A 14,277-nucleotide genomic window follows, 5' to 3' on the forward strand; every position below is an offset into this window, starting at 1 on the left:
CTTTCATCGACTGGGCATCCTCAACCAACGAACCAAACAAATACTGATGCCAAAACAATGGCATCACATCAGTGACTAAGGTGTAAACCATGTGCCCGGTTCAATTCGTAAACAATGTTCGGGTTGCACAGTGAGGGTGAGAGCTATCGATCCCGCGGGGCACCGCCAAACCACCAACCCGGCAGCAACCGCACCACATCCGGTCGGGCAAACCGCTCATCGATCAGAATCACCACCCCTTGATCCTCCGGCGTGCGAATCACCCGCCCGGCCGCCTGCGCCACCTTCTGCAGCCCGGGGTAGAGGTAGGCGTAGTCATAACCGCGGCCGAAACGTTGTTCCAGGCGCTCGCGCAGAATCTCGTGCCACGCATCGAAAGGCGGCAATCCCAGGGTGGCGATGAAGGCGCCGACCAGCCGCCTGCCGGGCAGGTCGATGCCCTCGGCGAAGGCGCCGCCCAGCACCGCGAAACCGATGCCCTCGCCGTCGGCGACGAAGCGATCGATGAATGCCTGGCGCGCCTGCGGCGACATGCCCCGCGACTGGTGCCACGTCGGCACCTGCGGCGCGGCGTGCAGAAACCCCGCGTGGACGGCCTCGAGGTAGGCGAAGCTGCTGAAGTAGGCCAGATAGTTGCCGGGATGCTCTCGATACTGCGCGGCCATCAGCGCGGCGATGGGCTGCACCGAGGCCTCGCGATCCGCCAGGCGCGTGCTGATGCTGGTCTCCAGTCGCACCTGCAGTTGATGCGCGCCGAAGGGGCTTTCGATGTCCTGCCACAGGGTGTCCGGCGGCAGGCCCAGCAGGTCGCGGCGGTAGTGCGCCGGGGCGAGCGTGGCCGAGAACAGAATCGTGCTGTGCGCGCTGGCAAACCGCGGTGCGAGAAAATCGGCGGGAATCAGGTTGCGGATCGCCAGCACCGCGCGGCCCCGGCCGTGGCGGTCCAGTTCGCACAGCGAATGATCCCCGAAGCACTCCGCCAGGCGCACGTAACGGATGGCCTCGAACAGCAACTCCTGCAATTCGAGATCAGCCGGCTCGTCGGCGAGATATTCGGAGATGGCGGTGATCACCCCCAACGCGGCCAGCGTGAGTTCCGCGGGGAGATCGATGAAGCCGGCCTCCCGTTGAGCGATGCCCCCGGATGCCACGCCTGTGCCTGTGCCTGTGCTTGTAGGAGCGACTTCAGTCGCGATAGCAGTCATATCCGGGGCGCCGTCAAGGGATTCGCGACTGAAGTCGCTCCTACAGGGGGATTTATCGGACCCGGTGGTTTGGTCGGGCCGTACGGTCAATTCGTGGCGAGCCACCAGGCTGCTCCACTGCCGCGCCAGTTTGCCGAGCGAGCGTTTCAGCGCGGCGGGTGCCCGGCGCTTCACCGCCAGCACCCGCTGCTGGGTGAATTCGGTGCTGTACATGCCGCGTGCGCGGCCGATCAGGTTGTGGGCCTCGTCGATCAGCAGCACCGTCTTCCAGTCGTCCTGCTGCGTCAGCGCGTAGAGCAACGCCTGCTGGTCGAAGTAGCGATTCACGTCGCCGATCACCACATCCGCCCAGCGCGCCATCTCCTGGCCCAGGTAGTAGGGGCAGATCTGATGGGCCAGCGCCGCCTCGCGCAGGCGGTCCCGATCGAGAAACCCGGCGCTGTTCGCGGCGCTGTGGCGCGCCTCGGCCAGGCGGTCGAAAAAGCCCTTCGCCAACGGACACGATTCACCGTGGCAGGCGAGATCGGGATGCTCGCAGGCGTGTTCTTTCGCCGGGAGTTCCAGCACCCGCAGCGGCAGCGCGGCCTCCTGCCCGTCACGAATGCGGGCCAGCCCGTCGAGCGCCAGTTGCCGCCCGGTGTTGCGCGCGGTGAGATAGAAGACGCGGTCCAGCCCCTGGCGCGGCATGGCCATCAGCGCCGGGAAGAGGGTGCCCGCGGTCTTGCCGAGGCCGGTCGGGGCCTGCAGCAGCAGATGCTGGCCGGTGCAGACCGTCTTGTAGACCGTCTCCGCCAGCGCGCGCTGGCCCTTGCGAAAGTCGCCGAACGGAAACCGCAAACCGGCGAGCGCGGCATCGCGCGCCGCACGATGCGCCTCTTCCTGCTCGGCCCAGCGCCGGTAAACACGGCACAGCGTCGCCAGCAGTTCCCACAGCGTCGCCGCGTTCGCCTGTTCGGTGAGGCGTGTCTCGCGATCGCGGCCGACGTCGTAATAGACCAGCGCCAGCTCGATGGCGTCGAGACCCTCGCTGGCGCACAACAGCGCCCCGTAGGCACGCAGCTGCGCCCAGTGCAGCGCCTGCTGCGCGGCGGAGAGCCGCGACAGATCGCCGCGGTGGGTCTTGATCTCCTCCAGACACTGCTTGCGGGTGTCGTAACCATCGGCGCGCCCGCTGAGCGCCAGCCCCTCGCACTCGCCGGCCAGCGGCAGCTCCACCACGTAGTGCGCGCCGCGCCGCGCCCGCACGCGGGCATGTCCCGCGATGCCCTCATCCGCGCTGGGGGAGGGGGTATAGCGGTGATCGAGATCGCCGCTGCGGGCGGCAAACTCGCACAGCGTGTGCACGGCGACCCGCATCATGCCGGCTCCTCCCAGCTCACCTGGCAGACGGCGACCTCGATGCCATGCGCCAGACAGTAGGCCAGCCAGCGCCGCTGATGATCCTGCAGCCGGTCGCCCGGCGCCTTCACCTCGATCAGCCGGTAACCGGGCGGTGCGAACTGGATCAGATCCGGCAGGCCCGAGCGGTGATGGCGCAGATCGGCGAGCATGCGTTCGAACACCGCCGCGAGATGCGCGGCGGGGATGCACGCCAACGCCAACTCGATCAGTTCCAGCGTCACCGTCGGCCAGTGCACGAAGGGGTTGGTGATGCCCGCTTTCTCCTGCCAGGTCGCCACAATGCGCCGGCGATAGTCGTCCGTTGTCAGGGCGGCGAGACAGTCGTTGAACAGCCGCCGCCGGCGCGCCACGAAATCTTCGCGATCGAGATCCGCCGGCGCGGCATGAAAAGGGTGAAAGAACGCGCCCGGCAGCGGCGCATACAACGCCGGCCAGCAGAGCAGGGCGAAGAGGGCGTTGAACAGGCGGTTCTCGACGTAATGCACCGGCGCGTCGGCCCGCGACAGATGCGCCGCCACCGCGCTTTCCACTGACTCCTTCGCCAGCGGCGGCAGCGTCAACGCGACGGTTGGGATGGCGGCCGCGCGCTGCCGGGCAGGCAGCGACTGTCCGAGACGCTTCGCGAACCGCGAGCGCAGCCGCTCCAGCCCCTGGCGCTCGGCACCACAACGCGGCGCAGCCAGCGCCGCCTCGACCAGAGGAAAGGCCTGCACGTGTTCGCCGCGCCGTTCCATCAACCGCAACCGCCGCAGCCGCGCCTCGCGATGCGTGCTCGCACCCCAGGCGGCCAGCGCCAGCACCGGGTCCCCCCGGCGTTCGGCCTTGCAGCCCAACGCATACAGCACCCGCCCGCGCCGGCTCTCCAGCCAGGGATTGGGTGCGGCTGCCGTCGGCACGGCCTGCCAGATCTCAGCGGGCGCCTCATCCGCCTCCAGCCGTTCCCGGCAGGCATGCAGATGGAGATAGCTGTCGACCTCGTCGCGCACCTGAAAGGCGCGGGAGGCGGCGGAGAAGGGCACGGACTCGTAGCGCTGGTGACCCAGTTCGGTCAGCACGAACTCCGACCAGTCCTGCCGCAGATTGCCGAAGAACAGCAGCCGCACCCGCTCGAACAGCGGCATGCAGGTCAGCGCCACCACGCGATCGTCGCTCTCCGGCCACCATTCCGTCAGCGGCCTGGGCTCCATTGCCTGCTCACTCAAGGCCGCGAGCAGCGCCTGTTTCGTCGCGGAGCGTTTCAGCCCCACCCGCGCAATGTCATCCGCCAGCGCCTGTGCCAGTTCGGGGCGGGTGTGCAAACCAAAAAGCTCTTCCAGCGACAGTACCGGCCGCGGGTCGATCCAGCCATCAGCCTCCAACGCTTCCAGCGCCTCCACCACCGGCGCCCCCAGCTCGGGGTAGCGCAGCTTGCTCAGACGAAACAGGCACCCCGAGCGCATCACCATGCGCACCAGCAGCGCCTGGGCGGAGCGGGGCAGCGCTTCGAACCCCGCCAGACGCGCGCGCTCATCGTCGGTCAGAAGATCCGCATGGTGCGTCCCCACCCACGCCAGCACGGTGCGGAAGTTCGCGAGGTAATAGAGCGGATTGTTGAGGGGTGCAGTGAACGGCCGGGATTCCATCGCCCGCCATTATCCCCCGAAGCGGCGTCGAGGACACCGGCACGCAGAAAAATGAACGACCGATGTGGATCGATACAAAAAGTAGGTCGGGTTAGCGCAGCGTAACCCGACAATAGCCGTTGAAACCAAATCAAAGAGCCCCTCGCCGCAATCCCGCAAAACCAACACCAGCGGCCGGCAACTACACTTGTAGTGGAGGCACAGAAACCAAGGGGGGCAGTTCCATGAAACCACTAAAATTCCAGGTCGTAGGCGAAGAAGACTACGCCTTCGGCGTCGATATCAGCGGCAACGGCGACTACGTGATCACCAGCGGCACCTATGCCAGCAAACCACCGCGCAAGGGCAAACTGACCCCGGCGCAGCAAGACCAACTGCTCGCCGCCATCGACGCCCTCGGCATCCCCAGCGAACACCCCATGCCCGAAGGCGCAACAGCCTTCGAGGCCCAACTCACTATCGGGGCGGGCGACGAAGCGATCACCTACCCGTTCTGGGAGGGCGCGTTGGAAGAGGACGAGAAACTGAAGGCCTTGGTGCGCTTGCTTGAAACGTACTAAGACGGAGTCCCATCCCAGGCGCACAGGATCTGGTTGCGGGGAACGCGCGCAGCGGCACCGGCTGCGATTGCCCCGACACTGAACCGATGAACCCGCCAACCCTCTACACCCTCGGCCACAGCAACCGCGAACCCGAAGCGTTTCTGCAACTGCTCGTTGATGCCGACATCCGCCAGCTCGTGGATATCCGGACGGTGCCGCGATCGCGACGCTTCCCCCATTTTGATGCCGAAGCATTGCGCCAGCTGGTCGAACCGCGCGGGATCACCTACCACCTCACCGGCAAGGTTTTCGGCGGGCTGCGCCACAGCGACCCGATGTCGCCCCACAACGCGCTGGGCGAGGAGCTGCGTGAATTTGCCGATCACATGATGTCGGAGACGTTCAGCAAGGCGGTCGAGCAACTGGTCCGGCTGGCCGAACAGAGCGGCCCCGTGGCGCTACTCTGCGCCGAGCGCCTCCCCGCGTACTGCCACCGACGACTGCTGGCCGACTATCTTCACGCCCGGGGCGTAAGCGTGGTGCATCTCATCGATGCGCAGACGGCCCGCGCCCATACGCTGAGCCCGGAGTGCCGCCTCGACCCCAGGGGGCTGGTGTACGACCGCGCCGTACAGACGGCTCCCAAGCCACATTAAAAGCCAGAGCGCGCAGCAGAACAGCGGTGACCCGGGCACTGATCCTGTACTCCGGAATTAAATTGATTGATTTCCCCCTTTCCAGAAAAACCTATGCTACATTTCTCCTCGGTAACAAATTTAAAAGCACAAGGAGTACTCCAATGGATTTGGAGAGATGGACCGATATTGAAGTGCTTGACTGTCCTTCGGTGGGTTTTCGGGTCGCAACCGCCCTGGCGATGACGGGGCTGGTCAACCCCGACCCCGGCCCCGAATTTACCGACGTCTACTGCACCCTCAACCACTGCACAGGAGCGCTGAGCTGCGGCTTCTCGCTGCCTGCCACCTCTGGCGATCTGGTGCTCTCGAGCTGCCCGGTGGGGGAACTGCTGCACAAGAAACTGGGCCTCAAGGCCAAGCCGCGCTTGAGTGCGGTAGGCGCATAGCCGTCAACGCTGGCCCGGGGACGAGCAGTCTGCATTTCCGAACCGGCAAGCTACCGGAGCCGGTTGCCAAAACCCGATCCCATCCGTGATCGCCCCCTGACACTGTGCGGAAACAACGCCGACGAAGAGTCCAGCCCTTTGTCTGATCGCAGCAACGTCAGAGCGAACGCACCGCCAGGATGAAAGCCGAAGCCCCGATCCGTTAAGATGGCGGCTCGGAATCAAATGGACTCGTCAATTCCTCTCACAAGCAGCTATGGATCCCTTTGCACGGAAGGCCATCGAGACAAGCATCGTGAGTGCATACAATGACGGTTGAAGAGGGCGATCTGGCGAACAAGGTTGGTGCCTATCTCGACCGCCACACCGTCATGACATTGGCAACCCAGGATGACGGCGGCCCGCATGCCGTTTCGCTGATGTACGCCCGCGACAGCTTCACCCTCTACTGGTTGTCCGACCCCAAGGTGCGCCATTCGTGCCACCTTGACGCCGCATCCCGCGTTTCCGTCACCGTAGCCGGGCAATACGACGACTTCAAGGCGGTCCAGGGATTACAGATGAAGGGCAAGGCCGCCAAGGTCGCGAACGCCGAGGAGGCGAAACGAGCCTTCACCCTTCTGAAAACGCGCTACCCCTTTCTCAAATCGTTCGGTCTCGGTGAACTCGCCCGCCATCTCGGCGCGGCTGCCATCTACGCCTTCCGACCGACGCAGATCACCTTCATCGACAACACCCGGCGGTTTGGATTCAAGGAGACGCTGGAAATCGAGATCCCCAAAACGTCGTGAGCTGGCGCGCGACGCAAGACGGAATTGCGAAAAGGCTGCGATATTAATTTTGCAGCCAAAAAAGCGGGAAGTTCTTCCAGCCGTCATCCCCGCGAAGGCGGGGATCTGGAGTATTACGCAGGGAATCCGATCCCCTCACCCTGGCTCTCTCCCTGATCAGTGGGAGAGGGGGTCGTCGCTAACGCGACCTGCGACTAAGTATCAGATGTACATCGCCTGCCGGTCGCGCAGGCGCAGCCAGCCGCGCGCGATGCGATAAATCAGCCACACCGTCAGTACCGCCAGCATGATGAAACCGAGCGGGGCGCCGACCACGGTGAAAACGAGCACGGTTGCGACGATTACCCAGAGCACCGCGTACCAGAAGGTGCGGATCTGCCAGCGGTAGTGCGACTCGACCCACGTGCCCCAGGCGTCACTGCGGTTCATGTAGTTCAGGATCACGGCGATGATCGACGGCACGCTGCCGATGAAGCTGCCGACCACGGTCGGAGCCCCGGCAATGCCGATAACAATTGCCAGGGTGTGCAGCGCATAGACAACCTGGGCGACCGTCATTCCGGGTGGTGGCGAATAGGCAAGTTGCGGCTCTGTGGTCACGCGGGAACTCCAGTTCAGTGGCGGTGCTGCAAACGGTTGTTTGTCGGGTTACGCTGCGCTAACCCGACCTACATTGGGTGCAGGCCGTATCGATAGAGATGGTCTGTGGTTAGCAGGAACTGCTCCAGAATAGCGGATCAATAGGGAAACCGGGAAAGAATTATTTTCATTCACTGCAGGAATTGACGATGAGCGATTTACCCAGGTGCCCGAAGTGCGGGTCTGAATATACGTTCCAGGACGGGAGCCTGTACGTCTGCCCGGAATGCGCGCACGAGTGGTCGATGGAGGCGGCATCCCAAGCGGATAGCGAGATTCACATAGTGGAGGATGCCAACGGCAACGTGTTGCAGGATGGCGACAGTGTCACCGTGATCAAGGATCTCAAAGTCAAAGGTTCATCGCTGGTGGTCAAGGTTGGCACCAAGGTCAGGAATATCCGGTTGGTCGATGGCGATCACGATATCGATTGCAGGATCGACGGGATTGGTCCGATGCAATTGAAGTCCGAGTTCGTGAAGAAGGCTTGATTGTGGAGATGCTGTGTCGGGTTACGCTCTGCTAACCCGACCTACGGGGTAAGGGCGTTGTAGCAATGTAGGTCGGGTTAGCAGAGCGTAACCCGACGATGGAAAAGGAAAAGGATTTCTCGATGAGATACCGGCGCGCTTTCATACCGGGCGGTTCGTTTTTCTTTACGGTGGTGACGGAGCGACGGCGACCGCTGCTGGCTTCGGCGGAGGCGGTGGAGACTCTGCGAATGGCGTTTCGCGCGGTGCGTTCCAGGCACCCGTTTGACATCGACGCCATGGTGGTATTGCCCGATCACCTGCATTGCATCTGGACACTGCCGTCAAACGATGCCGATTTTGCGACGCGGTGGCGGTTGATCAAAATAGGGTTTACCAAACATTGCGACATAGCGTTGCGCACAACACCGGATCGCGCGCGAGTGACGAAGTGTGAGCAGGCGTTGTGGCAGCACCGGTATTGGGAGCATGCGTTGCGCGACGAAATTGATTTCACCCGTCACGTGGAATACATCCATTACAACCCGGTGAAGCATGGATATGCAGCGGCTCCGATGGATTGGCCGTGGTCGAGTTTTCGCCGGTTTGTCGAGGCGGGGTTGTATCCGGCGGATTGGGGGCGGGGTGAGGTGGATTTTGTGGGTGTTGGGCGGGAATGATTGTGGTGGTGTCGGGTTACGCTGCGCTAACCCGATCTACACAAGCTCGACCGACTTTAGTGGATTTTCCGGAGCATCGGCTTTGCGTCGGGTTACGCTGCGCTAACCCGACCTACAATTGCTTGAATACGTCATCCCGGTAGGTCGGGTTAGCGCAGCGTAACCCGACAATGGCAATCCCCTCAGGCCGCCGTGTACGCGCGATACATCTCCAGTTTCAAGACTCCCACGCCGAGCAAGAGAAGCGCAAACAGCAGCAACCCGCCAAGCAGGGGTATCAGTCCGAGCAGCATCACCACGACCAACGCAGCCACAAACGCCAGCAACCGCTTCGTTTTGGAGACGTCGCTGCGTTTCATCAGCCCGAAACTGATCTGGCCGACATAGAAGACCCCCGTCAGGAATCCGGCAAGCAGCAGGATCAGATACAGCGCACCGATGACGAGGGCGGGCAGCCAGCCGATGACCGTCACGAAGAGTATGCTGATGACCACAGGTGTCGCCGCGAACACTGCGAGACCGATTCCCAGACACTTCCAGGGTTCGACGCGGAGGGTGGTGAGGGTGGTTTCGATGAAGCGGGGAAACATCAGGTAGATGGCGCTGCCGGTGACGATCAGGCTCAGCAGCAACACGATACTGAGGCCGACCACGGCCGCGGCAATCGGTAGTTCGGGCTGCTCGACGGGTACATAGCTGATACCGCCCAGAATCTGTGCGCCGCTGGCGATCTCTGCCTCTTCCGGGCTTTTGTAGCTCAGTCTGCCGTCGATGATCGCGCTGTCGAGGATTCGGATGGATTGAGCGACCAGCGCCACGTCGCCATTGACGCGTCCGGAAATCACAATGCGCCCGCCGGTGGCCTTGAGTTCCCTGCCGACCATCCCGGCCACATCGATACGCCCACCGGCGAACCAGGCCCGGCCACCGACCCTGGCGTCGGGTGTGAGGGTCACGTTGCCGCCGGCGACGATGGCGTCACCGCCGACCGTACCGCTCAGCGTGACGTCGCCACCGGCCAGCCGTACATCGTCCGCAACGTCGGCGCGTACGCTCACCGCTCCGCCAACCGCCATGAGGTCACCGCTGATCGATTCGCTCACCGTGATGCGTCCACCGACCACCACTGCGTCACCCTCGACCTGGGCCAGAACGTCGACCGTGCCGCCGGCGGCATAGATATCCTCGGTGACGGTGCCCTGAATACGCACCGCCTCCCCGGCCTCCTGCGCGAACAGCGGGGCAGCGGTGAGCATGCCGAGCAGCAATACGGTCGGCAGGCAACGCGAGGTGGTCAGGTGCGCCATTGTGATGCTCCTTTTTCCGTGGCGTGAGATCTTCAAAGTGATGATTGGCACTCCAATAGTAGCGTGAATATTCTGTTCGTCCGCCTTATCGGAGGCGAACCCCCGGTTATCGACCGGTGGGGAACCTGACGGCTGTGAACAGCGGGACGGAAAAGCAGGAACCGGAGTTCGGGTCTTCCATCTCCCATCTGCGCCCGTCGCTACTACGCTTAGGTGACAGGCAAGGCGAGTATCGGAGAGAGGAGCAGGGTCATGACTATCGCAGCGAGTCTCAAACAGTATCTGGAGCAGGGGTCCGTTGATTTCCAGTTGGTCGGTCACCCGCACACGGGCTCGAGCATGGAAACAGCGGCCGCGGCGCATGTGCCGGGTGACCGGCTTGCCAAAGCCGTGGTCTTGAACGACGGCGAGAGCTTCCTGATCATCGTGGTGCCTTCCGACTACCACGTGCACCTGGGCCGGCTGCACAGGCATCTGGGGCGGGAGGTCGGGCTGGCCACGGAAGAGGAGCTGGCGGCGTTGTTCCCCGACTGCGATGTGGGAGCGGTCCCTCCGCTGGGGCAGGTCTACGGCGTTAGAACCCTGGTCGATTCCATGCTGTTCAAGAGGCCGGAGGTGTTCTTTGAATCGGGCGATCACGAGCATCTCGTCAAGGTGAGTGGCGAGCAGTTTCGCACCTTGCTGAAAAAAGCGGAGCAGGTGGACGTGAGTCAGCATGTCTGATGCTTGCCTATGCCGGTGAGGAAGATCCAGGTCGCCTATCCCGTCGGCAAGGCCGCCTTGCTGACAGGTGTCGCCCTTGTCGTTGTTGCGGCGACCTTCATGCTGGTGCCGCCGATTCCGCAGTGGCCCGAATACCATGCGTTTGCCGATCGGCGCGGCTGGTTCGGCATCGCCAACGTGCTCGATGTGCTTTCCAATATCCCGTTTCTTCTGATCGGCTGGATGGGAGTCGTCGCCGCGGGGCGATTGACGCGGGGGGAGGGCGCAGCGGCATTGCGCCGGCTCTACCGCGTGCTTTTTGTCTGTGTGTTTCTGACCGGCGTCGGCTCGATGGTTTATCACCTCGCACCCGACAACACGATGCTGGTGTGGGACCGCTTGCCCATGGCCATCGGTTTCATGGCACTGTTTGCGACCGTCATCGCCGAGATGGTCGACTATCGCTGGGCATCCCGGTTTTTGCCGCTGCTGTTGGCGCTGGGTATGGGCTCTGTGATTTATTGGGCATGGAGCGAGGCGCACGGTACGGGCGATCTGCGCGGGTACGGACTGGTGCAGTTTCTCCCCATCGGCCTCATTCTGCTCATCACCGCGCTGTATCCGGCGCCCCGGCATTATCTGCGGCATCTCTTCGGCCTGATCGCGTTCTACGGAATCAGCAAGGCACTGGAGTACTCGGATACCCTCGTGTTTGATGCATTGCGCGGCGTGGTCAGTGGCCACACCCTGAAACACCTGGTAGCGACGGGGGGCGTTCTGTTTGTTCTGCATTGGATCAGGCGGAGCGGGGCGTCGAGCGAAACGCCTTGGCTCACGACAAAACGCCCCGAGTAACGGCATTCAGGCAGATTGAAGGGGCTGGGCCAGGATGGTTTCGACTCAGAGGCAAAACTTGCCTATAGTCGCGTACCAGACCCGCAAAGATCACACTACAGGAAATCCAACAATGTCCCTTGCTCGCGCACTTGTTTCATCGCTGCTCCTTATTCTTTTGTCAGCCAATACGATCGCAGCGGAATCGCCGGGATTCAGGTACGGCGGCGAAGTGTACGCGGGCAAGAAACTCCCGACAGCGCTGCAGCAGAAGCTCTTTGAACTGGAGGTGCAACTCAACCAGCAGCGACGGCAGGCTGTCGACGAGTATGCCATTGAACGCTATATGACGGAGCGGGCGGAACGCGAGAAGCGCCCCCTCAGCGAGATCCAGAACGAGCTGTTTGCGATACCCGACCCCGACGATGAGACCCTGAAAAGCTTCTACGACGCCAACCAGGCACGCATTCCGGGAAGCTTCGAGGAGATGAAGGGGCAGATCGCCGATTACCTGCGCAGTCAGCTGCGGCAGCGCCGTGTCTCCGCGGTGCTCGATCTGCTCAAGAAAGAAAAAGGCTACGAGGTGTATCTGACCGAGCCCGAGGCGCCGATCGTTGAAGTGGCTACCAAGGGCTATCCCTTCAAAGGCAACGCCGACGCCAAGGTCACCATCGTCGAATTCGCCGACTACCAGTGCCCGCACTGCAAGGATGCCGCCGGGGTCATGAACAACCTCGTGAAGCGCTACGGCGACAAGATCCGGGTCGTGTTCCGTGATTTCCCCGTCAACCGTTCGGGCATCTCGCGCAAGGTGGCTGAAGGCGCGGTGTGCGCCGAGGAGCAGGGGCGGTTCTGGGATTTCCACGACCTGGCCTTCGAGCGTCAGAGTTACCTCAAGGCCATTACACCGGCGCAACTCGCCGAGGAGCTGGGACTCGATCTGCCGCGTTTTGAAGCCTGCCTGGGCAAAGAGACAACGCGTACCCGAGTCAGCGCGTCACTGGAGGAAGGCCGGGCTCTGGGAATATCCGCCACACCCACCTTTTACATCAACGGTCGCCAGCTGCATGCTCATGGGGATCTGGAACCTGTGCTGACAGAAGCCATCGAGCGCGCGTTGCGGTAACCGTTTCTGCCGGTCGCTCGCTGCAGACCGCACTCGGCGGGTGGTAATCACGGATGGGCGAATCGCGGACGGTGTGCGGGGAGCAGGGCCAGTCGAACTTGCTGCCGGGAGTGTCGGTTGGCAAACCTTGAGATCAGGAATTCCAGGCCACTGTCATATTTAACATAATATACATTATGCGCACTAAGGGTGCGTCGATGATGCTTATTCTTTCTTCAGGGTATGCGGTAGATTGCCGTGCACCTCTGGACCAAAGAGCACCGCTTGATCCCTGCCGGCTGTCTTGGCGAAATAGAGCGCCTGGTCTGCCGCGGTAACCAGGTCGTCTATTTGCTCAAACCGTGTCTGCTCGCCGTGGGTTGCGATACCCAGGGAAATGGTTACCGTCAAAGCGTGATCGTTGCCGACAATATGGCGTGCCTCACGAAACGCTGTGACCACGCGAGCAGCTATTACTGATGCCGCTTTCTCGTCATTGCCCGGGAGAATGATGATGAACTCTTCACCTCCGTAACGGGCCACGATGTCCGTAGAACGGGTGCTGGAACGCAATAGATCCGAGGCGGTACGAAGAATCTGGTCTCCGACCTGATGACCATACGAGTCATTGACGCTCTTGAAGTGATCCAGATCCGCAAAGGCAACGCTCAGCGGCCATCCGTGTTTCTTCGATCTTGCGAATTCCTCCTCCAGCAACTTATCGAGGTGGGACCGGTTGTAGACGCCGGTAAGCCCGTCCAATTTACCGCGCTCTTCGGCCTCGTGCGCCCTTTGTTCGAGCCCCGCCGCCTTTTCTCGCAGCGCGCGAGTCTCCTCCAAGGCCTGGAGATTGCGCACCATCATGATTTCTCGCGCCTGCTCGATTATGAATTGGGTATTCGCGCCGATTGCCAGCTGGGTCTCAAAGAGGGTTTCAAGTTCGGGGATCTGCTCGTGAACGGCATTGAGGGTTGCCTCAATCTCGGCCACTCCAAGACCGAGCATCTCCTGCGTCGCGTCACGCAAGGCTGCCAGGCGCTCGGGTGCTTCATCGGGCTGATGCCATAAATCGGCAAATTGGCCGGAAACAGCAACGATTCTCATAAATTGCGCCTGGTGCTCATCCTCATGCTCGATCGATGGATCGTGACTGCAGGCTACGGCGTCACACAGGTGTTCGGGCAGGTTCCATTGGCCCATCAACCAGCCGCCCACCTGCGCATGATTGGTGCCGGTTTTTTCTGTTTCTTCAATGTGCAGGGATTGGTAATCCTTGCTCTCGGCCTCCATCGAGGGATAGAGATCCGGAAACGCCCGGTCAAGGGCCAGGATCCCGACCTCCTGCATCAGTGCCGATAGAAAGAGATCCTCGCCGTCGCGGCGTTTGAGCGCCGCGCCCAGCATGCGGGCCGTGTGGGCGGCGAGTACCACGCGTCGCCATAGGTGATCCAGATCGAGACCATTGACCGTCCCGCTGCGCATCGTCTGGGTTAGCGAAAAGCTCAATGCCAGGGTCAGTGCAGCATTCATACCCAGCAGAGTGATCGCCTGATGCAGGTTGTCGCATTTGCGCCGCTGTGCGTAGAGCGGTGAATTGGCGATGCGGAGCAACTTGCCGCTGATGGCCGGATCAAGGTGGACGGCGTCACTGATTGCACCAATGGTGGCGCTCGGATCCTGGGCAATATCGATGATGCGCAGCGCCACCGCGGGTGGCGTGGGCAGGTTAATGCAGCTTTTCAGCCGCGCCTGAAGGTCGGGTTTCATACTTGAGCACTACTCACAATTCTTGTTGGTTTCTTGTTTCGGGAGCACCGCCAATCGCCGCTGCGATCAACTACGCTATTTTTTCCGCACCTGTTTCTGCTTCTCACTGTTTTCCATAAATCCTACGG

Annotated in this window: 14 protein-coding genes and 1 pseudogene; 9 read left to right on the forward strand and 6 right to left on the reverse strand. The window is 62.1% G+C overall.

Features of this window, described 5'->3' with window-relative positions:
• Positions 1–143 precede the first annotated feature (143 nt).
• The 3 genes and pseudogenes from DWQ09_15285 to DWQ09_15295 all read right to left on the reverse strand — a co-directional run bounded on the left by DWQ09_15285 (position 144) and on the right by DWQ09_15295 (position 4,228).
• Positions 144–1,205, reverse strand: coding sequence for an ATP-dependent DNA helicase (locus tag DWQ09_15285; GenBank protein ID KAA3626734.1), 1,062 nt, complete (start codon positions 1,203–1,205; stop codon positions 144–146).
• Between the two features lie 114 nt (positions 1,206–1,319).
• Positions 1,320–2,561 (reverse strand): annotated as a pseudogene (locus DWQ09_15290) (ATP-dependent DNA helicase).
• Positions 2,561–4,228 (reverse strand): VRR-NUC domain-containing protein, encoded by a 1,668-nt coding sequence (locus DWQ09_15295; protein ID KAA3626647.1) that lies wholly within the window; start codon positions 4,226–4,228, stop codon positions 2,561–2,563. The pseudogene DWQ09_15290 and the gene DWQ09_15295 overlap by 1 nt, the downstream one beginning before the upstream one ends.
• Positions 4,229–4,452: 224 nt before the next feature.
• On the opposite strand from DWQ09_15295, the gene DWQ09_15300 reads away from it, so the two are divergent.
• From DWQ09_15300 to DWQ09_15315, 4 genes are all read left to right on the forward strand, one after another.
• On the forward strand, positions 4,453–4,788 hold the full coding sequence (locus DWQ09_15300; protein ID KAA3626648.1) for a hypothetical protein: 336 nt from the start codon (positions 4,453–4,455) through the stop codon (positions 4,786–4,788).
• An 86-nt stretch (positions 4,789–4,874) separates the two neighbouring features.
• Positions 4,875–5,426, forward strand: coding sequence for a DUF488 domain-containing protein (locus DWQ09_15305; GenBank protein KAA3626649.1), 552 nt, complete (start codon positions 4,875–4,877; stop codon positions 5,424–5,426).
• A 143-nt stretch (positions 5,427–5,569) separates the two neighbouring features.
• On the forward strand, positions 5,570–5,854 hold the full coding sequence (locus tag DWQ09_15310) for a hypothetical protein (protein KAA3626650.1): 285 nt from the start codon (positions 5,570–5,572) through the stop codon (positions 5,852–5,854).
• Positions 5,855–6,162: 308 nt separating this feature from the next.
• Positions 6,163–6,645: a pyridoxamine 5'-phosphate oxidase gene (locus DWQ09_15315; GenBank protein ID KAA3626651.1), complete on the forward strand. Its 483-nt coding sequence runs from the start codon at positions 6,163–6,165 to the stop codon at positions 6,643–6,645.
• A gap of 201 nt (positions 6,646–6,846) precedes the next feature.
• Here DWQ09_15315 and DWQ09_15320 read toward each other — a convergent pair whose 3' ends face one another.
• The gene (locus DWQ09_15320) at positions 6,847–7,203 is read right to left on the reverse strand and encodes a hypothetical protein (protein ID KAA3626735.1); all 357 of its coding nucleotides are present in this window, start codon (positions 7,201–7,203) and stop codon (positions 6,847–6,849) included.
• Positions 7,204–7,433: 230 nt separating this feature from the next.
• Between DWQ09_15320 and DWQ09_15325 the strand changes: the two genes are divergently transcribed.
• Together DWQ09_15325 and DWQ09_15330 are read left to right on the forward strand one after the other, a co-directional pair.
• Positions 7,434–7,775: an alkylphosphonate utilization protein gene (locus DWQ09_15325; protein KAA3626652.1), complete on the forward strand. Its 342-nt coding sequence runs from the start codon at positions 7,434–7,436 to the stop codon at positions 7,773–7,775.
• Between the two features lie 122 nt (positions 7,776–7,897).
• Positions 7,898–8,434 (forward strand): transposase, encoded by a 537-nt coding sequence (locus DWQ09_15330; protein KAA3626736.1) that lies wholly within the window; start codon positions 7,898–7,900, stop codon positions 8,432–8,434.
• Between the two features lie 182 nt (positions 8,435–8,616).
• Here DWQ09_15330 and DWQ09_15335 read toward each other — a convergent pair whose 3' ends face one another.
• Positions 8,617–9,741, reverse strand: a complete 1,125-nt coding sequence (locus DWQ09_15335; protein KAA3626653.1) for a hypothetical protein — start codon at positions 9,739–9,741, stop codon at positions 8,617–8,619.
• A 252-nt stretch (positions 9,742–9,993) separates the two neighbouring features.
• Between DWQ09_15335 and DWQ09_15340 the strand changes: the two genes are divergently transcribed.
• Genes DWQ09_15340 through DWQ09_15350 form a run of 3 tightly spaced genes read left to right on the forward strand, consistent with a single transcriptional unit; the run spans position 9,994 to position 12,403 of the window.
• Positions 9,994–10,464, forward strand: a complete 471-nt coding sequence (locus DWQ09_15340) for a hypothetical protein (GenBank protein ID KAA3626654.1) — start codon at positions 9,994–9,996, stop codon at positions 10,462–10,464.
• 9 nt (positions 10,465–10,473) lie between these two features.
• Entirely contained in the window at positions 10,474–11,298 is an 825-nt protein-coding gene (locus tag DWQ09_15345) for an alkaline phytoceramidase (protein ID KAA3626655.1), read from the forward strand.
• A 34-nt stretch (positions 11,299–11,332) separates the two neighbouring features.
• Positions 11,333–12,403, forward strand: a complete 1,071-nt coding sequence (locus tag DWQ09_15350) for a DsbA family protein (GenBank protein KAA3626656.1) — start codon at positions 11,333–11,335, stop codon at positions 12,401–12,403.
• Positions 12,404–12,607: 204 nt separating this feature from the next.
• On the opposite strand, the gene DWQ09_15355 is transcribed toward DWQ09_15350, so the two are convergent.
• Positions 12,608–14,149, reverse strand: coding sequence for a GGDEF domain-containing protein (locus tag DWQ09_15355; GenBank protein ID KAA3626657.1), 1,542 nt, complete (start codon positions 14,147–14,149; stop codon positions 12,608–12,610).
• Positions 14,150–14,277: the final 128 nt, after the last annotated feature.

It is taken from the genome of Pseudomonadota bacterium (genome assembly GCA_008501635.1).
Taxonomy (GTDB): Bacteria; Pseudomonadota; Gammaproteobacteria; order QQUJ01; family QQUJ01; genus QQUJ01.

What these genes read in the sequence shown, in the direction of transcription:
- DWQ09_15285 (KAA3626734.1), bottom strand. Translation starts at nt 1,205, where the DNA reads ATGACTGCTATCGCGACTGAAGTCGCTCCTACAAGCACAGGCACAGGC.
- DWQ09_15295 (KAA3626647.1), bottom strand. Translation starts at nt 4,228, where the DNA reads ATGGAATCCCGGCCGTTCACTGCACCCCTCAACAATCCGCTCTATTAC.
- DWQ09_15300 (KAA3626648.1), top strand. Translation starts at nt 4,453, where the DNA reads ATGAAACCACTAAAATTCCAGGTCGTAGGCGAAGAAGACTACGCCTTC.
- DWQ09_15305 (KAA3626649.1), top strand. Translation starts at nt 4,875, where the DNA reads ATGAACCCGCCAACCCTCTACACCCTCGGCCACAGCAACCGCGAACCC.
- DWQ09_15310 (KAA3626650.1), top strand. Translation starts at nt 5,570, where the DNA reads ATGGATTTGGAGAGATGGACCGATATTGAAGTGCTTGACTGTCCTTCG.
- DWQ09_15315 (KAA3626651.1), top strand. Translation starts at nt 6,163, where the DNA reads ATGACGGTTGAAGAGGGCGATCTGGCGAACAAGGTTGGTGCCTATCTC.
- DWQ09_15320 (KAA3626735.1), bottom strand. Translation starts at nt 7,203, where the DNA reads ATGACGGTCGCCCAGGTTGTCTATGCGCTGCACACCCTGGCAATTGTT.
- DWQ09_15325 (KAA3626652.1), top strand. Translation starts at nt 7,434, where the DNA reads ATGAGCGATTTACCCAGGTGCCCGAAGTGCGGGTCTGAATATACGTTC.
- DWQ09_15330 (KAA3626736.1), top strand. Translation starts at nt 7,898, where the DNA reads ATGAGATACCGGCGCGCTTTCATACCGGGCGGTTCGTTTTTCTTTACG.
- DWQ09_15335 (KAA3626653.1), bottom strand. Translation starts at nt 9,741, where the DNA reads ATGGCGCACCTGACCACCTCGCGTTGCCTGCCGACCGTATTGCTGCTC.
- DWQ09_15340 (KAA3626654.1), top strand. Translation starts at nt 9,994, where the DNA reads ATGACTATCGCAGCGAGTCTCAAACAGTATCTGGAGCAGGGGTCCGTT.
- DWQ09_15345 (KAA3626655.1), top strand. Translation starts at nt 10,474, where the DNA reads ATGCCGGTGAGGAAGATCCAGGTCGCCTATCCCGTCGGCAAGGCCGCC.
- DWQ09_15350 (KAA3626656.1), top strand. Translation starts at nt 11,333, where the DNA reads ATGGTTTCGACTCAGAGGCAAAACTTGCCTATAGTCGCGTACCAGACC.
- DWQ09_15355 (KAA3626657.1), bottom strand. Translation starts at nt 14,149, where the DNA reads ATGAAACCCGACCTTCAGGCGCGGCTGAAAAGCTGCATTAACCTGCCC.